General features: G+C 71.5%; 23 protein-coding genes. 11 read left to right on the top strand and 12 right to left on the bottom strand.

Going from position 1 to position 20,469, the window contains the following annotated elements; all coding sequences use genetic code 11:
* Positions 1–2,526 (bottom strand): penicillin-binding protein, encoded by a 2,526-nt coding sequence (locus tag ACM9LD_RS07045; RefSeq protein ID WP_415676033.1) that lies wholly within the window; start codon positions 2,524–2,526, stop codon positions 1–3.
* Positions 2,527–2,771: 245 nt separating this feature from the next.
* Here ACM9LD_RS07045 and ACM9LD_RS07040 point away from each other — a divergent pair, with 245 nt between their 5' ends.
* Positions 2,772–3,086 (top strand): WhiB family transcriptional regulator, encoded by a 315-nt coding sequence (locus tag ACM9LD_RS07040; RefSeq protein WP_415676032.1) that lies wholly within the window; start codon positions 2,772–2,774, stop codon positions 3,084–3,086.
* 105 nt (positions 3,087–3,191) lie between these two features.
* Here the strand turns inward: ACM9LD_RS07040 and ACM9LD_RS07035 are convergent, their stop codons facing one another.
* Positions 3,192–4,292, bottom strand: a complete 1,101-nt coding sequence (locus tag ACM9LD_RS07035; protein WP_415676031.1) for an ArsA family ATPase — start codon at positions 4,290–4,292, stop codon at positions 3,192–3,194.
* On the bottom strand, positions 4,289–5,329 hold the full coding sequence (locus ACM9LD_RS07030) for an ArsA family ATPase (RefSeq protein ID WP_415676030.1): 1,041 nt from the start codon (positions 5,327–5,329) through the stop codon (positions 4,289–4,291). The genes ACM9LD_RS07035 and ACM9LD_RS07030 overlap by 4 nt, the downstream gene beginning before the upstream one ends.
* 139 nt (positions 5,330–5,468) lie before the next feature.
* On the opposite strand from ACM9LD_RS07030, the gene ACM9LD_RS07025 reads away from it, so the two are divergent.
* The 3 genes from ACM9LD_RS07025 to ACM9LD_RS07015 are packed head-to-tail and all read left to right on the top strand — an operon-like array spanning position 5,469 to position 6,906.
* Positions 5,469–5,633 (top strand): DUF4177 domain-containing protein, encoded by a 165-nt coding sequence (locus ACM9LD_RS07025; RefSeq protein WP_019201840.1) that lies wholly within the window; start codon positions 5,469–5,471, stop codon positions 5,631–5,633.
* Positions 5,630–6,094 (top strand): RidA family protein, encoded by a 465-nt coding sequence (locus ACM9LD_RS07020; protein ID WP_415676029.1) that lies wholly within the window; start codon positions 5,630–5,632, stop codon positions 6,092–6,094. The genes ACM9LD_RS07025 and ACM9LD_RS07020 overlap by 4 nt, the downstream gene beginning before the upstream one ends.
* Positions 6,091–6,906, top strand: coding sequence for an MBL fold metallo-hydrolase (locus tag ACM9LD_RS07015; RefSeq protein WP_415676028.1), 816 nt, complete (start codon positions 6,091–6,093; stop codon positions 6,904–6,906). Before ACM9LD_RS07020 ends, ACM9LD_RS07015 begins: the two co-directional genes overlap by 4 nt.
* A 149-nt stretch (positions 6,907–7,055) precedes the next feature.
* On the opposite strand, the gene ACM9LD_RS07010 is transcribed toward ACM9LD_RS07015, so the two are convergent.
* Together ACM9LD_RS07010 and ACM9LD_RS07005 are read right to left on the bottom strand one after the other, a co-directional pair.
* Positions 7,056–7,730, bottom strand: coding sequence for a Crp/Fnr family transcriptional regulator (locus tag ACM9LD_RS07010; protein ID WP_068523121.1), 675 nt, complete (start codon positions 7,728–7,730; stop codon positions 7,056–7,058).
* A 195-nt stretch (positions 7,731–7,925) separates the two neighbouring features.
* Positions 7,926–8,141, bottom strand: coding sequence for a hypothetical protein (locus ACM9LD_RS07005; protein ID WP_415676027.1), 216 nt, complete (start codon positions 8,139–8,141; stop codon positions 7,926–7,928).
* A 75-nt stretch (positions 8,142–8,216) separates the two neighbouring features.
* On the opposite strand from ACM9LD_RS07005, the gene nth reads away from it, so the two are divergent.
* From nth to ACM9LD_RS06985, 4 genes are read left to right on the top strand one after another with little or no spacing between them, the layout of a single operon-like run.
* Positions 8,217–8,987 (top strand): endonuclease III, encoded by a 771-nt coding sequence (gene nth / locus ACM9LD_RS07000; RefSeq protein ID WP_415676026.1) that lies wholly within the window; start codon positions 8,217–8,219, stop codon positions 8,985–8,987.
* Complete coding sequence (locus tag ACM9LD_RS06995; protein ID WP_415676025.1) at positions 8,984–9,673, top strand: TlpA family protein disulfide reductase; 690 nt, start codon at positions 8,984–8,986, stop codon at positions 9,671–9,673. Before nth ends, ACM9LD_RS06995 begins: the two co-directional genes overlap by 4 nt.
* Positions 9,670–10,380, top strand: a complete 711-nt coding sequence (locus ACM9LD_RS06990; RefSeq protein ID WP_415676024.1) for an NUDIX hydrolase — start codon at positions 9,670–9,672, stop codon at positions 10,378–10,380. Before ACM9LD_RS06995 ends, ACM9LD_RS06990 begins: the two co-directional genes overlap by 4 nt.
* Complete coding sequence (locus ACM9LD_RS06985; protein WP_224650647.1) at positions 10,377–11,576, top strand: MarP family serine protease; 1,200 nt, start codon at positions 10,377–10,379, stop codon at positions 11,574–11,576. Before ACM9LD_RS06990 ends, ACM9LD_RS06985 begins: the two co-directional genes overlap by 4 nt.
* Before the next feature lie 32 nt (positions 11,577–11,608).
* On the opposite strand, the gene ACM9LD_RS06980 is transcribed toward ACM9LD_RS06985, so the two are convergent.
* The 3 genes from ACM9LD_RS06980 to nhaA form a co-directional block, all read right to left on the bottom strand.
* Entirely contained in the window at positions 11,609–12,574 is a 966-nt protein-coding gene (locus ACM9LD_RS06980; protein WP_415676023.1) for an alpha/beta fold hydrolase, read from the bottom strand.
* A 24-nt stretch (positions 12,575–12,598) separates the two neighbouring features.
* A complete protein-coding gene (locus tag ACM9LD_RS06975) occupies positions 12,599–13,093 on the bottom strand; it encodes a phage holin family protein (protein ID WP_415676022.1) in 495 nt (164 codons plus the stop codon).
* A 99-nt stretch (positions 13,094–13,192) separates the two neighbouring features.
* On the bottom strand, positions 13,193–14,407 hold the full coding sequence (gene nhaA, locus ACM9LD_RS06970) for a Na+/H+ antiporter NhaA (RefSeq protein WP_415676021.1): 1,215 nt from the start codon (positions 14,405–14,407) through the stop codon (positions 13,193–13,195).
* A 79-nt stretch (positions 14,408–14,486) separates the two neighbouring features.
* On the opposite strand from nhaA, the gene ACM9LD_RS06965 reads away from it, so the two are divergent.
* Positions 14,487–15,806 (top strand): MFS transporter, encoded by a 1,320-nt coding sequence (locus tag ACM9LD_RS06965; protein ID WP_415676020.1) that lies wholly within the window; start codon positions 14,487–14,489, stop codon positions 15,804–15,806.
* Positions 15,807–15,809: 3 nt separating this feature from the next.
* A complete protein-coding gene (locus ACM9LD_RS06960; protein ID WP_415676019.1) occupies positions 15,810–16,706 on the top strand; it encodes a ketopantoate reductase family protein in 897 nt (298 codons plus the stop codon).
* On the opposite strand, the gene mug is transcribed toward ACM9LD_RS06960, so the two are convergent.
* Positions 16,663–17,262 carry a G/U mismatch-specific DNA glycosylase gene (gene mug, locus ACM9LD_RS06955; protein WP_415676018.1) on the bottom strand — a complete coding sequence of 200 codons (600 nt, stop codon included), beginning with the start codon at positions 17,260–17,262 and terminating at the stop codon, positions 16,663–16,665. The two genes, ACM9LD_RS06960 and mug, sit on opposite strands and share 44 nt — an antisense overlap.
* 57 nt (positions 17,263–17,319) lie before the next feature.
* Here mug and ACM9LD_RS06950 point away from each other — a divergent pair, with 57 nt between their 5' ends.
* A complete protein-coding gene (locus ACM9LD_RS06950) occupies positions 17,320–17,844 on the top strand; it encodes a nuclear transport factor 2 family protein (protein WP_415676017.1) in 525 nt (174 codons plus the stop codon).
* On the opposite strand, the gene ACM9LD_RS06945 is transcribed toward ACM9LD_RS06950, so the two are convergent.
* The 3 genes from ACM9LD_RS06945 to ACM9LD_RS06935 are packed head-to-tail and all read right to left on the bottom strand — an operon-like array spanning position 17,817 to position 20,453.
* Positions 17,817–18,776 (bottom strand): ABC transporter ATP-binding protein, encoded by a 960-nt coding sequence (locus ACM9LD_RS06945; protein ID WP_415676016.1) that lies wholly within the window; start codon positions 18,774–18,776, stop codon positions 17,817–17,819. The genes ACM9LD_RS06950 and ACM9LD_RS06945 overlap by 28 nt on opposite strands.
* Positions 18,773–19,600, bottom strand: coding sequence for an ABC transporter permease (locus tag ACM9LD_RS06940; RefSeq protein WP_415676015.1), 828 nt, complete (start codon positions 19,598–19,600; stop codon positions 18,773–18,775). Before ACM9LD_RS06940 ends, ACM9LD_RS06945 begins: the two co-directional genes overlap by 4 nt.
* Entirely contained in the window at positions 19,593–20,453 is an 861-nt protein-coding gene (locus tag ACM9LD_RS06935) for an ABC transporter permease (protein ID WP_415676014.1), read from the bottom strand. The genes ACM9LD_RS06940 and ACM9LD_RS06935 overlap by 8 nt, the downstream gene beginning before the upstream one ends.
* Positions 20,454–20,469 lie beyond the last annotated feature (16 nt).

Here is a 20,469-nt window from a genome sequence, read left to right as displayed (position 1 = left end):
TCAGTTGCCCGGGGGCTCCGGCGCCGGGGTCTCCACCGGGCCGCCGCCGCGGCCGCCCGCGCCGGGGATGGTGAACTGGCCGAAGCCCGGGATGGTGATGGTGGTGCCGCCCGGCCCCGTCTGCACGCCCGGCGCCGACGGGTTCGACGGTGCCGGCGCGATCCCGTTCGACAGGTTCAGCGTGATCGTCGAGCCGGGCTGGCTGAATCCCGACGGCGACGTCGAGACGACGGTGCCGTTGGCCGCGGAGTTGTTGACCCACGCCACCGTGGTCTTGAAGCCCGCCGCCTCGACGCGGGACTTCGCCGCGGCCTGGGTGAGCCCGATGACGTTCGGGATCTTGCCCGGGCCGAAGCCGTCCTTGTACTTCGGATCCACCGGTGGCAGGGCGACCGGGCCGTAGATCGTCGAGACCGGCTTGAGCGCCGTGTACCAGGCCGTGGCGGGCTCGTTGCCGCCGTAGACGTTGCCGTCGCCGCACGGGCGCAGCGGGCTGGTGCAGATGGGCCCGGGGGAGTTCCCGTCGTTGTAGACGTAGCTGGCACCGGCGTACTGGTTCGTGTACGCGAGGAAGGCCGAGGAACGGAAGGTCTCGGTGGTGCCCGTCTTGCCCGAGAGCGGCAGCGTCCAGCCCGCCCGCGAGGCCGCGGCGGCGGACGTACCCGCGCCGCGGTCGTCGGCGCTGAGCGCATTGGCGAGGGTGTTCGCCAGGCCCTTCTCGATGACCTGCTCGCACTTCTCCGACTTGTAGGGCACCGGCGTGGTCTCCGGCTTGCCGTCGGGGCCGACGGTCTGGATGCCGTCGCTGTTGCGCTTGGGCTGCGTGATCGACTGGATCGGGTTCGCCGGGCACCAGACGCCGCCCGAGGCCAGCGTGGCCGAGACGTTGGTCAGCTCCAGCGCGCTCACCGCGGTCGGGCCGAGCGTGAACGACGCGAGGTTCTGCTTCTTGAACATGTCGGCGAGGCTGTCGTTGCCGAAGCCCGAACTGCCGGGCTGGGTGTACGAGCGCAGGCCGAGCTTGACCGCCATGTCGACGACCGGGGTCACGCCCACCTGCTCGATCAGCTTGATGAACGGGGTGTTCGGCGACGTGGCGAGCGCCTGCGTCAGCGACATCGAGTACGGGTACGGGCCGGCGTTCTTCACGCAGTAGGAGTCCGACGGACACCCTGCGTAGCCGCCGTGGCCCATGCCCTTGACCTGCACCGTGGACGGGACCGTCACGTTGGTGTCGAGGCCCATGCCCTTCTCCATCGCCGCCGCGACGGTGAAGATCTTGAAGGTCGAGCCCGCTCCGTCACCGACCTGGGCGAAGGGCTCGGGCTGGACGGTCTCCCGCTTGCCCACGTCCAGGCCGTAGACGCGCGAGGAGTTCATCGCGACGATGTCGTGCGAGTTCTCGCCCGGCTTGATCACGTTCATGACCTGCGCGACGTTCGAGAGTGTGGGGCTCGCGGTGGCGTTGAGGGCGGCCTGCACCGAGTCCTGCACCCGCGGATCGAGAGTGGTGCGGATCGTGTAACCGCCGCGCATCACCGTCTCCTTGGGGATGCCCGCCTCGGAGAGGTACTGCAGCACGTAGTCGCAGAAGTAGCCGCGATTCGCGACCGCGGAGATGCAGCCGCCCGGCAGCGTGTTGGGGCGCGGCAGCACGCCGAGCGGGGTCCGCTTGGCGGCCTCGTACTCGGCCGCCTTGTCCGGGAAGTTCGCCACGAGGGTGTCGAGCACGGTGTTGCGGCGGTCGATCACGCCCTGCGGATTGGCGTAGGGATTGAGCGACGAGCTCGACTGCACCATCCCGGCGAGCATCGCCGATTCCTGGATGTTCAGCTGGGAGGCGCGCTTGCCGAAGTAGGTCTGCGCGGCCACCTCGATGCCGTACGCGCCGTTGCCGAAGGGCACCAGGTTGAGATAGCGCGCCAGGATCTGCTCCTTGGCGATCACCTTCGCGCGCGCATCGTCGACGCCGTGCTCCTCCTTCGCGCGCTCGGTGAGCGTGCGCTCGAGGGTCAGCGCCATCCGCACCTCGCGGAGCTTGCGGGCCGGGGTGGTGGCGACCGCCGCGCGGCGGTCCGCGTCCGACTTCGCGAGCACGAGCAGCTGGTAGTTCTTGATGTATTGCTGATCCAGCGTGGACGCGCCCTGCTGCACCTCGCCCGCCGACTGGTTCTTGAGGAAGGCGCGCACGGTGCCCTGGTAGTCGACCCCGTCGTGCTCCATGAACCGCTTGTCCTCGATCGAGATGATCGAGCGCACCATGTCGGGCGAGATCTGATCGAAGGGGACCTGCACGCGGCGCTGGTCGTACAGGTAGGCCATGGGCGCACCGGTCGAGTCGGCGACCGTCGTGACCTCCGGGACCTGGCCCTCCAGCAGTTCGGAACTGATGTTGTCGACGGTGTCCGCGGCGCGGTTGGAGATCAGCCCCAGCCCGCCGACGTAGGGGAACAGGACGCCGGCGACCAGCAGTCCGGCCAGCAGGACGCAGCCGGCCAGCTTCGCGATCACTCCGGGTTTCGACACGGTCACCAGGATACGTGCCGACCCGCCGTGAACCCCGGTCCCGACGCGCCGACCAGGCGATCGGTACGGGCGTGCTGGATTTCTTGGACCACTGTTCGAATTCCCTCGGCCCTCGACTTGTTTCCGTCGTGTGATTCAGGTAACACTATTGCAGACGATGTGGCGAGCACCTCGGTCGGCCCCCCGCACACCACCGGGAAGGACCGTCACCGGGTTCGGGCCGCACCACGCGAAAGGGGAGTCACATGACAAGTGCACGCGTTCTGGTCGACGACGAAGATCGTCTGGTCTGGGTCTCCAAGGCCAAGTGCCGCGACGTCGATCCCGACGAGTTGTTCGTCCGGGGTGCCGCGCAGCGCAAGGTCGCGACCATCTGTCGGCACTGCCCCGTCCAGCTCGAGTGCGGCGCCGATGCGCTCGACAGCCGCGTGGAGTTCGGCGTCTGGGGCGGCATGACCGAGCGTCAGCGTCGCGCCCTGCTCCGCCAGCACCCCGAGGTCACCAGCTGGCGCTCCTTCTTCGAAGCCCAGCGCGACCGCAAGCGCGTCGCCGCGGGCTGATTCCCCGGCTCCCGTCCGGGAGTGACCAGGGCCTCGTACCGTCCGACGGTGCGAGGCCCTTTCGTTTGTCCAGCTACCGTTTTCGCCGGGGGAGCCGGCAGGGGCTCAGGACCCGACGATCTGCTCCGCGACGGCCTGCAGCGCCTCGAGGTTCGCCACCTCGAACGGGAGCGAGGGCACCCCGACCACCGGTACCGTCGGGCACCGGCCGACGAAGGCGCCGAGCACCTGCACCTCGCGCGCCGCGATCTCCGCGCGCCACGCGTGCACCCGCAGCAATCCCTCCGCCGCGCGGGCGGCATCGTCGGACCCGAGCCGGCGCGCCGCCTCGCGGGCCGAGTCCGCGCCGATCGCCGCGAGCCCGGGGTGCGTGCGGTTGACGATGAGGCCGGCCAGCGGCATCGACTCCCCCGCGAGCCGCTCGACGAAGTACGTCGCCTCGCGCAGGGTGTCCTCCTCGGGTGAGGCGACCACCACGAACCGGGTGCTGGGGCGGGCGAGCAGGGCGTAGGTCTGGTCGGCGCGCTCCTGGAAGCCGCCGATCAGGGAATCCATCTGCGAGACGAACGTCGAAGCGTCCGAGAGCATCTGGCTGCCCACGATGGTGGACACGAGCTTCAGTGCGATGCCCATGCCGCCGGAGACGAGCCGGCCGATGCCGCGGGTTGGGCCCGCGATGAGGCCCATCAGGCGCGAGTCCAGCATCGAGCCGAAGCGCTTCGGGGCGTCCAGGAAGTCGAGGGCGTTGCGCGACGGGGGAGTGTCGACCACCACGAGGTCCCAGCGGTCGTCGGCGGTGAGCTGGCCCAGCTTCTCCATCGCCATGTACTCCTGCGTTCCGGAGAACGACGAGGCCACGGTCTGGTAGAAGGGGTTCGCTAGGATCTCCTGCGCCCGAACGGGATCCGCGTTGGACGTGACCATCTCGTCGAAGGTCCGCTTCATGTCGAGCATCATCGCGTGCAGCGTCCCGTCGCCCGGGACCGCGACGGTCTGCGGCTCGTTCGTCAGGTCCGCGACGCCCAGTGCCTGGGCCAGCCTGCGCGCCGGGTCGATCGTCAGCACCACGACCCGGCGGCCGTGCTCCGCCGCCCATAGCGCCATCGCGGCGGCGGTCGTGGTCTTGCCGACGCCGCCGCTGCCGCAGCAGACGACCACGCGCGTGCCCGGGTCCAGCAGCTGCGGGCCCAGCTTCAGGTCGATCATCGGACCCCAGCCTCGATCAGGGCGCCCGACAGCTCGCGGACGCCGTTCAGGTCGACGCCGCCGGTGAGCAGCGGCAGTTCCAGTCGGCCGGGGGCGTCGATCGCGCTCAGGTCGTCGCGCGCCTCGTCCTGCCCGCGCACCGTCCGCGCGAACTGGATGGTCTCGGTGAGCAGGCCGGCCAGGTCGTCGTCGGAGAGCTGCAGCCCGGCGCCGTCGAGTGCGGCCCGCACGGCCGGACCGTCCAAGGTCCCGTCGGCGGCGGCGTCGAGCTCGTCGTCGGAGAGCAGCTGCGGCAGCGAGCGGTTCACGATCACGGCGCCGACCTTGAGGTCCAGCGCGTGCAGCTCCTTCGCGGCCTCCGCGGTCTCCTGGAGGGGAAGGGATTCGAGCAACGTCACCAGGTGCACGACGGTGTCGGGGGAGTGCAGCAGGCGCACCACGCGGTCGGCCTGGCCCGCGATCGGCCCGGCCTTCGCGATCTCCTTCATCGCCCGCGTGACGTCGAGGAACTTGCCGATCCGGCCCGTGGGCGGGGCGTCCACCACGATCGCGTCGTAGGTGTAGCGCCCGTCGCGCGCGCGGCGCTGCGTGCACTCCATGATCTTGCCGGTGATGAGGATGTCCTTGAGGCCCGGCGCGAGCGTCGTGGCGAACTCGATGGCGCCGATCGACTTGAGCGCCCGCGCCGCGAGGCCCATGCCGTAATTCGTCTTGAGGTAGTCGAGGAAGGTCGCCTCGACGTCCATGGCCAGGGCGTGGATCTCGCCGCCGCCGTCGGCCGTCACGATCTTCGTCTCGACCGGGGGCAGCTCGTCCACCTCGAACGTCGGGGCGATGCCGCCGCGGCCCTCCACCTCGATGAGGAGGACCTTCTTGCCGCCGGAGGCGAGGGCCAGGGCGAGTGCCGCGGCCACCGTCGACTTGCCGGTGCCGCCCTTGCCCGACACGAAGTGCAGCCGGGACTCCCGCAGCCCGTCCGGCCAGGTCGTCCCCGCGTCCTGCGCGACCCCGCCGGGGTCCGCCTCACTCACCACCACGTCCGGAGCATATCCATACGTCCGTACACGGCCGGGCCGTTAACGTGAACCTCCCCCGGCAATGCGACCGAGAACACGTTCTGCGCCGGCGTAGGGATCGCGCCTGTCGCGCCGCGCCCGCGGTGGATAGGGTGATGCCATGAGCGAGAAGACCACCTGGGAGTACTCCACCATCCCGCTGCTGACCCACGCCACCAAGCAGATCCTCGACACCTGGGGCGCCGACGGTTGGGAGCTGGTCACCGTGCTCCCCGGCCCTACGGGTGAGCAGCACGTGGCCTACATGAAGCGGGCCACGTCGTGACCGCCTCCGCGCGCCTCGCCGAGCTGGGCATCGTCCTCCCCGAGGTCGTGCCCCCGCTCGCCGCGTACGTCCCGGCCACGCAGGTCGGCGACTTCGTCTACACCTCCGGTCAGCTGCCCATGCGCGACGGCGAGCTCGTCGCGCAGGGCAAGGTCAGCGAGAACCGCGAGGGCATCGTCCACCTCGAGGACGCGCAGTTCGCGGCCCGGCAGTGCGCGCTGAACGCGCTCGCGGCGATCCACTCCCTCGTCGGCATCGACTCGGTCAAGCGGATCGTCAAGGTCACCGGCTACGTCGCCTCGGCGCCCGGCTTCTCCAACCAGGCGCAGGTGCTCAACGGCGCGTCGCTGCTGCTCGGCGAGGTCTTCGGCGACGCGGGCGTGCACGTCCGGTCGGCCGTCGGCGTCGCGGAGCTGCCGCTGGGCGCCCCCGTCGAGGTCGAGCTCACGGTCCAGGTATGACCGAGCACCCGGCGCCGGGGAAGCTGCGGCAGGTCACGCCCTACGCGGCGGTGCTGCTCTGCGACAACCCGTCGGTGATGACGCTCGAGGGCACCAACACCTGGATCCTGCGCGCCCCGGGGCGCGCGGAGGCCGTCGTCGTCGACCCCGGGCCCAAGGGCGAGAAGAAGCACCTCAAGCGGGTCGCGAAGGCCGCGGGCACGGTCGCGCTCACCCTGGTGACGCACCGGCACGCCGATCACACGGGCGGCCTCAAGCGGTGGGAGGAGCTCACGCGCAGTCCCATCCGCGCCTTCTCCCCGACGTACTGCATCAACACCGCGACGCCGCTCACCGGCGGCGAGGTGATCGACGTCGCGGGGCTGCGGATCACGGTGCTGCACACGCCCGGGCACACCGCGGACTCGCTGAGCTTCCTGGTCGACGGTGCCGAGGGCGAACCCGGCGCACTGGTCTCGGGTGACACCATCCTGGGTCGCGGCACCACGGTGCTCGACGCGACCGACGGGACCCTCGCCGACTACCTCGGCTCGCTGGAGTCGTTGTCGACGGTAGCCGCCGGCCGCGTCCTGCTGCCCGGTCACGGCCCCGACCTGCCCGACGCGGGGCCCGTCGTCGCGGCGTACGCCGCGCACCGTCAGGACCGGCTGCAGCAGGTCCGCGACGCGCTGGACGACCTGGGCGTGAGTGCGGCGGACGCCAAGCCGATGAAGGTCGTCAAGCACGTCTACCGCGACGTCGACAAGAAGGCCTGGCCGGCCGCCCGCATGTCGGTCAAGGTCCAGCTCAAGTATCTAGCCGAGCACGGCTGAACGCTGGTGACCGGGATGGGGCGGCGCAACGCGACGGCCTAACGAGGGATTGGGGCGGGGAGAGCCTGCGAACGATTCTGCAGTGTCCGAGGCGCTAGCCGAGGGCGCGAAGCCCAGTGAGCAGGGTCTCCCCGCCCCGATCCCGGTCGTCAGCGGGCGCGGCGCGCCAGGCGCTCGCTGTCCGTGATCACCACGGACTTGCCCTCGAGGCGCAGCCAGCCGCGGTGCGCGAAGTCGGCCAGGGCCTTGTTCACGGTCTCGCGGGAGGCGCCGACGAGCTGCGCGATCTCCTCCTGCGTGAGGTCGTGCGTCACCCGCAGGGCGCCGTTCTCGTGCGTACCGAAGCGCTGCGCGAGCTGCAGCAGCTGCTTGGCGACGCGACCGGGGACGTCGGTGAAGATGAGGTCGGCCAGGTTGTTGTTGGTGCGCCGCAGGCGGCGGGCCAGCACGCGCAGCAGCTGCTCCGCGATCTCGGGCCGGTCGCGGATCCACGCGCGCAGGGCCTCGCGGTCCATCGTCATCGCGCGGACCTCGGTGATGCAGGTGGCGCTGGATGTGCGGGGGCCGGGGTCGAAGATCGACATCTCGCCGAACATGTCCGACGGGCCCATCACCGACAGCAGGTTCTCCCGGCCGTCCGGGGAGCGGCGGCCGAGTTTCACCTTGCCGGAGAGGATGATGTACAGCCGGTCGCCGGGCTCGCCCTCATTGAAGATGACGTGGCCACGGGGGTAATCGACCTCGTGCAGATCCTTGGTGAGCGCATCGACTGCGCCCGGCTCGACACCCTGAAAAATGCCGGCCCGCGCCAGGACCTCGTCCACGGGGTACCTCGTTCCTTGATCGACGACCGTCGCAGGCGGACATCGCCGCGACCTGAAGTGTGAGTTTATGCAGCGTTCCGTGCAGATGTGGGAAATCGCACAGACGACTACTGGAAAGGTTACCCGTTCACATGACGAAGGGCACGACGGCGTTCCGCATTGTGGCCGCTCCGGGCCCGTCGGGGCCGCTCCGGGTCAGCTGGCGCGGCGCTCCGCTCCACCGTCGAGGTCGAGGCTGTCCACGGCCTTGGGGAGGCCGATCCGCGCCAGAGTCTCGACGTCGGGGACCTCGTCGTCGCCGGTGGCGGGGGGCGCGACGGGCTCGGCCGTCACGCGCGTCTCGATACGTTCCATGGCCAACGCGAAGAGCATCAGCACCACCGGGAACAGCAACCCGAGCAATCCTTGCATGCCGGACAGTAAACACAGCCAAGGTCTCGATACGGCAACGAACGAGCCACGGCACCGTCGTTAGAATCGGTTCCCATGCCCCCGGAGCCGGAGACCCACCTCGGACTGGTGCGCCGTGCCCGGCGGATGAATCGGACACTCGCCACCGCGTTTCCCCACGTGTACTGCGAACTCGACTTCACCGACCCGCTGGAGCTGTCGGTCGCGACGATCCTGTCCGCGCAGTGCACCGACGTGCGCGTGAATCAAGTCACACCGGCGTTGTTCGCGCGCTACCGGACGGCCGCCGATTACGCCGGGGCGAACCGGGCGGAGCTGGAGGAGTACATCCGCTCGACGGGCTTCTACCGCAACAAGGCCACGTCGATCATGGGGCTGGGCCAAGCGCTCGTGGACCGGTTCGACGGCGAGGTGCCGCACACGATGAAGGAACTGGTGACGCTGCCCGGCTTCGGCCGCAAGACCGCCAACGTGATCCTCGGCAACGCCTTCGACGTGCCCGGCATCACCGTCGACACGCACTTCTCGCGGCTCGTGCACCGCTGGGAGTGGACGGAGGAGAGCGACCCGGTGAAGATCGAGCACGCCATCGGCGAGCTGATCCCGCGCAAGGAGTGGACGTTGCTCAGCCACCGCGTGATCTTCCACGGCCGTCGCGTCTGCCACGCCCGCAAGCCCGCGTGCGGCGTCTGCGTGCTCGCCAAGGACTGCCCCTCCTTCGGGGCCGGCCCGATCGTCCCCGCGGAGGCCGCCGAGCTGGTCAAGGGGCCCGAGCGCGACCACCTGCTCGAGATCGCCCCGCCCCCGCCGCGGCGCCGCCGCGTCCAGCCGGGGGCCGCCCGGTGACCGACCCCGAGAAGCCCGGCGCCGAGCGCGCGCCCGCGCCCCTGCTGCCCGGCGAGCGGAGCCGCATCCCCGCCGGCGTGCGGTGGATCATCGTCTGCGCGATCGTCGCCGTCGCCCTGGCCGTGGCCATCTGGCCCCGCGGGGACGACGGTACCGCGCCCACGACGCCCGCTGCGGCACCGTCGACCAGCGCGAGCCCCGGCCAACTGGCCGCCGCGCGCACCCGGGCCGGCCTGCCACCCTGTCCCGCGGGCATCGGCGCGACCGCCCTCGCCGGCAAACCCCTGACCTGCCTCGGCGACGGCGCGCCCGTCGACCTGGCCGCCGTGGGCGGCAAGCCCGTCCTGCTCAACGTCTGGGCCTGGTGGTGCGGCCCGTGCCGCGTCGAGCTGCCCGTGCTCGCCGACGTCGCGGCGCGCGCCGGCGACCGGCTGACGGTGCTCGGTGTGCACGCCGACCCCAACGCGGTCGCCGGGCTCGACCTGCTGGCGGAACTGAAGGTCGCGCTGCCCACCGTGCAGGACCCGCACGGCGTCGTCGCGACGGCCCTCGGCGCGCCGCGGGCGTACCCCGTGACCGTTCTGTTGCGTTCCGATGGCACTGTGGCCGGTGTGCACGCCCAACCCTTCACCTCCGTCGACGAGGTGGCCGCCCTGCTGCGGACCGAGCTCGGAGTCACCCTGTGAGCGCGCCGCGGTGGCTGGACCCGCTGCTCGGCAACCTCGGCGACGTGGCGAGCGAGATCGAGCAGCGTGGCGGCGCCGTCGCCGCCCTGCAGCGCGTGCGGAACCCGCGCCGCGCGTCGGTGCTCATCCTGTTCGACGGTGACCCGGCCGCGTCCGGCGCGACGCCGCCCGAGGACGCGACGGTGCTGCTCACCCAGCGCGCCTCGGCGATGAGGCAGCACGCGGGGCAGGTGGCCTTCCCCGGCGGTGCCCGCGACCCCGAGGACGCCGACGACGTGGCCGTCGCGCTGCGCGAGGCGTGGGAGGAGACCGGCCTCGACCCCGACTCCGTCGAGATCGTCGCCGAACTGGACCCCATCGAGGTGCCCGTCTCCGGCTTCCGCGTGGTGCCGGTGATCGGCTACGCGGCGCGACCCTCCGAGGTGCGCGTCGTCGATCCCGGCGAGACCGCGCTGGTGCGGCGCGTCCCGCTGGCCGAGCTCATCGATCCCGCGCACCGGTTCATGGTGCGCAAGTCCTTCTACCGCGGCCCCGCGTTCGCGGCCGGCCCGATGCTGGTCTGGGGCTTCACCGGCGGCCTGGTGAACGCGCTGATCGGCGCCGCGGGCTGGGAGCAGCCCTGGGACACCGAGGACGTGCGGCCGCTCACCGACGAGGTGCGCGCCGCGGCGGCCCGCGCCCAGACCTGGCAGGAGAGCGCTCGATGACCGGTTCGACCTGGGTCGACGTGATCGTCGTCGTCCTCATGATCCTCGCCGCGATCTCCGGGTACCGGCAGGGCGCCGCCGCCTCCGTGCTCGCCTTCATCGGCGTCGTGCTCGGCGCCGCCGCCGGCGTCCTGCTCGCCCCGCACGTCCTCGGCTCGGTCGACGACGCCAAGGGCCGCCTGATCCTCGGCGTGGGCCTGCTGGCCGGCCTGGTGATCATCGGCGAGCTCTCCGGCATGGTGCTCGGGCGCGCCGTGCGCAGCTCGATCCGCAGCACGGGCCTGCGCACCGTCGACTCCGGCGTGGGCGCCGTGGTGCAGGTCGGCGCGCTGCTCGTGGCGGCCTGGTTGGTCGCGATCCCGCTCACCTCGGCGGCCGCGCCGCAGGTCTCGCGGTCGGTGAACGGCTCGGCGGTGCTCGGCGCCGTCAACGACTTCGCCAAGGTGGTCGGTGCCGACGGCCTGCCGCAGAAGTTCTCCGCGATCATCGACGACTCCGGGCTGCCGCAGGCGCTGGGCCCGTTCGTGAACACCCCGGTGGTCAGCGTGGAGACCCCCGATCGGGTCGACTTCACCGACCCGGCCGTGCAGCGCGTCCGGTCCTCCGTGGTCCGCATCGACGGCCAGGCCCCGTCGTGCAGCCGCGCGCTCGAGGGCTCCGGCTTCGTGGCGACGCCGGGCCGCGTGGTCACCAACGCGCACGTCGTCGCCGGCACGCGCAGCGTGCAGGTGACCGTCGACGGGACCAAGAAGTACAGCGCCCAGGTCGTCTACTTCGACGCGCAGACCGACGTCGCGGTGCTGAACGTGCCCGGCCTGCAGGCCAAGCCGCTGCGGATCGTCTTCAACGGCGCCAAGCCGGGCGACCCCGGCTTCGTGCTCGGCTACCCCGGCGGCGGCCCGCTGACGCTGTCGTCGTCGCGGGTGCGCAGTCAGCAGACCCTCGAGGGCCGCAACATCTACCGCGACGCGCAGGTCCGCCGCGACGTCTACCTGCTCCGCGGGCAGGTCCGCCCCGGCAACTCGGGCGGCCCCGTCTTCGACCGTGAGGGCAACGTGGTGGGCGTGATCTTCGGCGTGGCCGTCGATGACGCCGACACCGCCTTCGCGCTCACCGCCAAGCAGGTCGAGCCGGCGCTGCAGGCGGGCACCACCGCCACCGCGGGCGTCTCGACGGGGGCCTGCGTCAACCGGTAGGCCGAGCCGGCGGCACCGTCGGGCGCGGGAGGTCAGGGGAGCAGGCGGGGCCCGGGCAGGCCCGCCAGGAAGTCCACGAGCTGCGGCCCGACGGTGCCGGGCGCCTCCTCGTGCGCGAAGTGTCCGGCGTTCTCGACGGCGCGGACGCGGTAGTCGGTCGCCCAGTCGTGGCTGGAGTAGACCGGCTGTGGCAGCACGTACGGGTCGACCTCGCCGCGGAAGGCGAGCACCGGGATGTGCAGCCGCTGGTTCATGCTGCTGAGGAATCGCGCCCCGTCGGGCCGGAACTGGCTGCGCCACGCCCAGCGGGCGTACTCGAGGGCGCTGTGCGCGGTACCGGGGATCTGGATGGCGCTGCGATAGCGCGGGAGGGCCTCGGCGTAGTCGGCGCTGCGCCGCCACGTCGCGCCGCTGCGGGCGGCGTACACGGCGCCGATCTCGGCACCGTCGTCCCGGACCAGACGATCTTCCGCGACGCGGGGGAGCTGCGCGAAGGTGATGGGGCCGAGCATCGCCGAGCGCTGCTCCTTGTTGCGCAGCGCGGACCGCTTGAGGGCGATGGGGTGCGGGGACGAGATGACCGCGATCGCCGAGACCACCCGCGGGTGCAGGGTCGCGGCGGCCCAGCAGCCGAGGCCGCCCTCGCCGTGCCCGACGAGCGCCGCCGACGTGTGGCCGAGCGCCCGGACGAGCCCCGCGACGTCGCCGGAGAGGGTCCAGCCGTCGTAGCCGCGCGGCGGCTTGTCGCTGTCGCCGTAGCCGCGCAGATCGAAGGCGACCGCCCGGTAGCCGGCCTCGTGCAGCTGCGGCAGCACGTGCCGCCAGCTCCACCAGAAGCCGCCGAAACCGTGCAGCAGCACCACGAGCGGCCGGTCGGTGTCGGGATCCGTCCCCTCGGGCCGGTACTCGACGGCGTGCAGCCGGATGCCGTTGGCGCGCACGTCGAGGTGCTCCCACGGGCCGGGGAACCGGACGCTCGACGGATCGGGACTGGTCACCGGTGGTGCCTCAGGGTCGTGCCGTCAGCGTCGCGTGACGGTCGACGGTGCGTCCGCCGCGTCGCGCTCGCCGGTGGCGAGCAGCGACTGCGACTCCTTGAGCGAGGCGATGGTCTTCTGCGGGCCCTTGATGCGCTTGACCTTGAGGTAGCCCAGGAACGCCGCGACACCGGCGACGACCAGCATGAGGACGAAGACGATGAGGGACGCGGCCCACATCGGCAGCCACACGTTGAGCAGCCAGGTGAGGAAGAAGAAGAAGAAGAACGACGAGTACAGGGCCACGACGCCCGCGATGGCGAAGAACGCCGAGCCGGTGGCCGCCTTCTTCACGTCGCGCATGGTCTCGGCCTTGGCGAGCTCGACCTCGGCGCGGACCAGGGAGGAGACCTGCGTCGATGCGTCCCGCACCAGGCTGCCGATCGTGGGATCGCCGGAGGCGGTCACATTCGGATCGGTGAGTGGGATCGCCGAGAGCGTCCGCGGGGTCCCGCCGGTAGGTGTGCTGTCCAAGCTCACTGTTGGTCCTCCTCTATTTGTTAGTCATCGTGCCAGAGGTCACCCCGGCGTGTCCGCGCGACCACGACGTGTCGACCTCCGCGTCGCCCGCACGGTCCGTCACCGGGCCTCGTGCACCCTGCCGCGCCGCATGAGCAACAGCGCCCCGATCACCGACGCCGCGACGGAGGTGAGCAGCACCGCGGCCTTGGCGAGATCGGCCTCGCCCTCGGGTAGCGCGAGCTCCGCGACCAGGAGGCTCACGGTGAAGCCGATCGCCCCGAGCACGCTGAGCGCCAGGATGTCCCGGTTGTCGAGGCCCTCGGGGCGTTCCGCGAGCCGCAGCTTGACCGCGATCACGCTGGCTCCCGAGATGCCGATGATCTTGCCGAAGAACAGGCCGATCATGATGCCCAGCGCCAGCTCGTCGGTGAACAGCTCGCGGAAGACGTCGCCGTTCACCGCGACGCCGGAGGCGAAGAAGGCGAAGACGGGTACGCAGATCAGGGCCGAGACCGGCTGGATCTTGTGCTCGAGTCGCTCCGCGGGCGATTCGTGCTCGCCCGGGTCCTGTTTCACCCGGGTGAGCAGGCCCAGCATGACGCCGGCGATGGTCGCGTGCACGCCCGACTGCAGCATGGCGACCCACACGACGATCGCGATCGGCACGTAGTAGAGGGGTGTGGCGATCCGACGGTGCTGCCCGAACCAGTAGAGCGCGCAGCCGACCGCGGCCACGGCCAGCCACCCGACCTTGAGATCGCCGGCGAAGAGCACGGCGATCACCGCGATGGCGATGAGGTCGTCGACCACGGCGAGGCCGAGCAGGAAGACCCGCGCCCCCGACGGGAGGCGGGAGCCGATGAGCGACAGGATGCCGAGGGCGAAGGCGATGTCGGTGGCGATGGGGACGGCCCAGGCGCTGCCGATGTACGGGTTGTCGCGGGCGATGCCGAACGCGATGATCGCGGGCACCACCACGCCGCCCACCGCGCACAGCACCGGCAGGGCGGCGCCCCGCACCGTCGAAAGCTCGCCGACGACGAGCTCGCGCTTGAGCTCCAGGCCGGCGACGAAGAAGAAGATCGCGAGCAGCCCGTCCTTGGCCCAGTCGGCCAGCGTCAGCCGGAGGTGGAGGGACTGCCCGAAGACCGTCCAGTCGTCGCTGCCGACCTTGATCTCGGCGAGGTGGGCGTAGCTCTCCGACCAGGAGGAGTTCGCCCACAGGAGCGCGATCGCCGCCGCGACGAGAAGGGCTGTGCCGCCGACGGTCTCGGTGCGGAGGAAGCGGATCAACGCCCGTGAGGCCCGGAACCGGGGCGGTGCGTCGTTCATCGGTCGACCGTACCGCAGGTGTCTACGGTGACCCGGGTCACCGCGTCCGGCCGCGGTCGCCCCGCGTAATCTCCTGCGAATGAATCGCAGGCGAATCGTCGTCGCCTCCATGGTGGGCACCACCATCGAGTTCTTCGACTTCTACATCTACGCGACCGCAGCAGTGCTGGTCTTCCCCACCCTGTTCTTCCCCAAGGGGGACGACACCGCGGCGCTGCTCGCCTCGTTCGCGACCTTCGGCCTCGCCTTCGCGGCGCGGCCCCTCGGCTCGATCCTGTTCGGCCACTTCGGCGACCGGGTGGGCCGCAAGGCCACCCTCGTGGGCTCGCTGCTCACCATGGGCGTCGCGACCTTCCTCATCGGCGTGCTCCCCACGTTCGACCAGGTGGGCTACTGGGCCCCGGCGCTGCTCGCGCTGATGCGCTTCGCGCAGGGCCTGGGCCTGGGCGGCGAGTGGTCGGGCGCGGCACTGCTGGCGACGGAGACGGCCGCGCCGGGCAAGCGCGCGTGGGCGGCGATGTGGCCGCAGCTGGGCGCGCCCTTCGGCTTCTTCCTCGCCAACGGCACCTTCCTCGTGATCATGCAGCTGATGGACTTCGACTCGAAGACCTCCGCCTCGAACCACGCGTTCATGACCTGGGGCTGGCGCATCCCGTTCCTCGCCTCGGCCGTCATGGTGATCGTGGGCCTGTACGTCCGCCTCAAGCTGACCGAGACGCCGGTCTTCGCGAAGGCCGTCCAGGACGGCAAGAAGGTCAAGGCGCCGCTGGGCGAGGTGCTGCGCACCGCGTGGCGGCCGCTCATCATCGGCACCTTCGTCATGGTCGCCACCTACACGCTGTTCTACCTGGTCACCACGTGGATCGTCTCCTACGGCACGGGCAAGGTGGTCGACAAGTCGGGCATCAAGCTCGGGATCTCCTACATCGACTTCCTCGAGATGCAGCTCGTCGCGGTACTGTTCTTCGCCGCCTTCGTCGCCGTCTCCGGCTACTTCGCCGACCGCGTCGGCCGCCGCAAGCTGCTCATCGGCGTGACGCTCGCGATCATCGTCTACGGCCTGTCCTTCCGGTGGATCCTCGACCCGTCGACCACCACACAGGGCACGATGCTCGCCGTCCTCATCGCGGGCCTCACGCTCATGGGCCTCACCTTCGGCCCGATGAGCGCCGTGCTGCCGGAGCTCTTCGCCACCAACGTCCGCTACACGGGCAGCGGCATCTCCTACAACTTCGCGTCGATCCTCGGCGCCGCCATCGCCCCGTTCATCGCCACGTGGCTGGTCAGCTCCTACGGCGTCGGCTGGGTGGGCGTCTACCTCGCGCTCGCCGGCGGCGCCACGCTCATCGCGCTCCTCGTGATGCACGAGACGCGCGACGTGGAACTCGACAAGGTGTAGGTCGTGCGGATTCTCATCGTGGGTGCGGGCGCGACGGGCGGGGCCTTCGGCTCCCGCCTGATCGAGGCGGGCCGGGACGTGACCTTCCTGGTCCGCCCGGCCCGGGCCGACGTCCTGCGCCGCGACGGGCTCCGGTTCACCGATCCGGCGGGCACCCGCACGCACGACGTCGCCGCGCTCACCGCCGACGAGCTCGCGGCCGCGCCGAAGGCCTTCGACCTGGTGATCCTCACGGTCAAGGCGCCGGCGCTCGACGCCGCGATCGCCGATCTGCGCCCCGCGGTGGGGGAGGGCACCGTCGTCCTGCCGATCCTCAACGGCATGGCGCACATGGACCGGCTCGAGGCCGAGTTCGGGCCGCGCGTGCTGGGCGCGCTCGCGATGATCGTCGCCACCATCGACGACGGTGCCGTCGTCCAGATGACCGACTGGTCGGCCCTCACCATCGGTGACGGTGCGCCCGACGTCGCGCTGGCGCTCGACGTGCCCGGCATCCGGCTCACGGTGAGCGACGACGTCGCCGGCGCGCTGTGGGCGAAGTGGGCGTTCATCGCGGCCACCGGCATCCTCTGCTGCCTGTTCCGCAGCCCCGTCGGGCCGGTCATCGCCGCGGGCGGGGAGCCGCAGGTGCGGGCGATCATCGCGGAGACCGAGGCCGTCGCGTCCGCCGCCGGCCACCCGGTGCCCGCGGAATCCCACGAGCGGACCGCCACAACGCTGCTGGACCCGGAGTCGGCGATGACCTCGTCGCTCTACCGCGACCTGGTGGCGGGCCTGCCCACCGAGGCCGAGCACATCCTGGGCGACCTCGCGGCGCGCGCCCGCGAGCTGGGCGTCGCGACACCGCTGCTGGATCTCACGCTGGTGCAGGTCCGGGCGGACGCGCTGCAGCGAGGGTGATCCCCGCCGCCTCGGCGGCCCGACGGTACGCCGCCGCGAGCGTCGGCACGGTCTCGTGGGCGTTGAGCCCGCTCGGGTTGGGCAGTACCCACACCTGCGTCTCGCCGATGCTGCGGTCCTGCGGGCCGGGCACGGCCTTCGGCTCGTGGAAGGCCGTGCGGTAGGCCGTGATCCCGAGGACGGCGAGGATCCGCGGCGCCACCTGCAACACCCGCTCGACCAGCGCCTCGCCGCCCTCCCGGAGCTCCTCCGCGGTCAGCTCGCTCGCCTTCGCGGTGGCCCGGGGTGCGACGTTGGTGATGCCGATCCCCGCGTCCACCAGCGCGTTCCGGTCGGCGAAGCTCATCCCGTCGGTCGCGTCGATGACGTGGTCGACGATGCCCGCCTCGTACAGCGCCGGGTAGAAGCGGTTGCCGGGCCGGGCGAAGTGCGCGCCCGTCGCCGCGGTCCACAGCCCGGGGTTGATGCCGGAGAACAGCAGGCGGCAGCCGGGACCGAGGAGGTCGGGCACCGTCGTATCCGAGTAGGCGAGCAGCTGCTCGCGGGTGAAACCCATGGATACTGCCTACCGGTTCGTGCCCGCGCGGTCCACCTCCCGTGGTCCACTGGCGCCATGACCGTCGACGAACTCCTGGCCCGCCGCGAGATCGAGGACGTGGTGCTGCGGTACTGCCGCGGCATCGACCGCCTCGATCCCGAGGCGGTGCGCTCCTGCTACCACTCGGGCGCCGTCGATCACCACACCGGCTTCGACGGCCCCGTCGAGGAGTACGTGCCCTGGGTGCGCGGGCAGCTGGAGTCGCTCGGCGGCACGCACCACCAGATCGGCAACCACCTGTCCGAGATCGCGGGCGACGTCGCGGTGGTCGAGACCTACTGCACCGCAACGCACTGGTCCGCGCCGGACGCCGAGCTGCAGGCCTACCTGACGCTGGGACTGCGCTACGTCGACCGGTTCGAGCGGCGGGACGGGCGGTGGGCGATCGCCGAACGCTGGGCGGTCACCGACTGGACGCGGTGGGAGAAGGACCTGACGGGGCCGCTCGGGGTTCCGGAGGCCGGACCGCCGCCCGCGCGCGCCGGCGGCGACCCGGTGGACGTGCTGCGGGCTCAGGTGTTCGGGCGCGAGCGCTCGTAGAGCCGCCGCACCACGTCCTCGATGTCCGGCTCGTCCACCGTGAGGTCGCGCACCGTCGCCCGCTCGGCCACGGCCGCGAGCACCTGGGGCAGCGGCGCGCTGAGCTCCAGCCGCTGGCGCAGGCCCCCGCCCTCGCTGGCGAGGTGCCGCGCACCGTCGACCTCGAGATCCGGTGTGGGCCGGTCCAGGTCGAGCACCAGCACGCGCGGCGCCCCGACGGTGCCGACCAGCCCGTCGAGCGTGCCGTCGAAGGCGGTGCGCCCGCGGTCGACGACGAGGATCCGCTCGCACAGCCGCTCCACGTCGCCCATGTCGTGCGTGGTGAGCAGCAGGGTGAGGCCGCGCTCCGCGCGCTCGGCGATGAGGAACTCGCGCAGCCGCTGCTTGCTGAGCACGTCGAGGCCGATGGTGGGCTCGTCGAGGATCAGCAGCTCCGGCGAATGCATCAGCGACGCGGCGACTTCCGCCCGCATCCGCTCGCCCAGGCTGAGCTGGCGCACCGGCCGGTCGAGGTAGGCGCCCAGCTCCAGCTGCTCGATGAGCCGGTCCGAACGCTCCTTCGCCACGGCGTCGGGGAGGCGGTGCACGGCGGCCAGGATCTCCAGCGACTTGCCGGTGGGCAGATCCCACCACAGCTGCGAGCGCTGCCCGAAGACGACGCCCACGCGCCGGGCCACGTCGCGCCGCCGGGCCAGGGGATCGAGCCCGACGGTGCGCACCGTCCCCGATGTGGGCACCAGGATGCCCATGAGCATCTTGATCGTGGTCGACTTCCCGGCGCCGTTCGCGCCGATGTAGCCGACGGACTCGCCCGGCGCGATCCTCAGGTCCAGGTGGTCGACGGCGGTCGTGACGGTCCTGGTACGTCCGTTCCAGCCCCGCTTGACGAAGGTGCGTGTCAGGCCGGTCGTCTCGATGATGTGCTCGGTCATCCGCCCGCTCCCCGGTAGTGCCGCAGTCCCCAGCGCCAGGTCGCGCCCGCCAGGAGCGCGACCCACGCGGTGGCCAACGGTAGCGCCCACGCCAGCTCCGGCCGGAAGATCCCGTCGCCGGGCAGGCCCAGGATGTACAGGGCCGGAAGGTAGCCGGTGAAGGCGAGCGGCAGGACGAAGCCGAAGGTGACCTTGATCGCGCCCGGCCACACCGACGCCGGCTGCGAGGCCGCGTACCGGCCGCCGTAGACGAAGGAGCTGGTGAACTCCGCGCCGTTGACGAGCACGAACTGGAGCCCCGCGGCGATCACGAAGACCGCCGAGTAGATGATCGGGCCGCAGACCAGCGCGAGGACCAGCATGCCGACGGTGCCCGGGCCCCAGGCGATCGCGTTGTGCGTGAGCGCGTAGCCGAGCGCGAACAGGCTGACCGCCGGCCGGGTGAGCCGATGGATGCGGATGTCGCTGGTCATGAGCTGCAGCAGGATCGGTTGCGGGCGCAGGTAGAAGACGTCGATGGTGCCGGCCCGCACGTACCGGGGCAGCTTGTCGAGGTGTCCGAAGAGGATGTCCGCCGCGCAGAACGAGAGGTCGGCGAGCGCGAAGACCAGGAGCACCGCGGAGAAGGTGAGTCCGCCGATGACCTTCGCGTTGTGGAACAGCAGCCACACCTCCGCGAGCTCGACGAGGCCGAGCAGCAGCGCGGCGAACAGGTCCATCGCGAGCGAGGCGCGGTAGCTCACCTGCGCCTGCACCCGCGAGGTCAGCACCGCGCGGTACGGCGCGAGCGGGCCGGGCCGGGCCTCGGCGGCGGTGTCAGCCACCCTGCACCTCCAACCGGCGGCGGCCCGCCGCCGTGAGCAGCGCGCCGACCGCGAGCACGGCCACCGTCCACCCCGCCTGGATCCCCACGGCGGCCAGGCCCGCCGCGGCGTCGATGCGGCCGGAGAGGATGTCGCACGGCGGCATCAGGATCCACCCGAAGGGCGTCACCTCCGCGATCCGGGCCAGCCAGCCGGGGAACAGGCCCACCGGCACGAACATGCCCATGAGGAACGTGCCCGCGACCACGTAGAACATCTGGATGCCGCGCGTGTCCACGACCCAGAAGCCGAGGATCTGCACGCAGTAGAGCAGCGCCTGCGCCAGCACGATCGACAGCACGACGCTGACGGCGGCCAGCGGATAGGCGGCGGGCGCGCTCGCCCACGCCATCATCGAGGTCGCAGCGCCGATCACCGCGAGAGGCAGGGCCCGCGGGATCAGGGAGTAGACCGCGCCGCCGAGCACGGTCGCCAGCGTGGCGAGCTGCACATCGAGCGGGCGGAGGAAGTCGACGGCGATGTCGCCGGTGCGGATCCGCTCGGCGAGGGACCCGTCGCCGCCGAAGGCGCCGATCGCCGTGAGCATGCCCTGCGAGAGGAAGATGTAGCTGACCATGAGCTCCGGCGTGTACCCGCCGGCGACGCCGCCCGCGCCGGCGAGCGTCGCGAGCAGGATCGCCATCTTGACGAAGCCGAAGACGGCGTTGGTGAACACGCCGGCGGCCGCCGCGCCCAGATACGTGGACTGCTGGCGGAATCCGGCCACCGTCAGGCGGACGTAGGGCCGGAGGGCGGTACGGACAGCGAGGAGGGCGGCACGCCCGGGGACTGCGGCCGCGGTTGGCGACGACACAGCTACCGGACGTTAC

Origin of the sequence: Tsukamurella hominis (assembly GCF_965137015.1) — a bacterium.
Lineage (GTDB): Bacteria > Actinomycetota > Actinomycetes > Mycobacteriales > Mycobacteriaceae > Tsukamurella > Tsukamurella hominis.
Note: the sequence above shows the minus strand (reverse complement) of the source record. Positions and strands in the feature narration are given on the sequence as shown.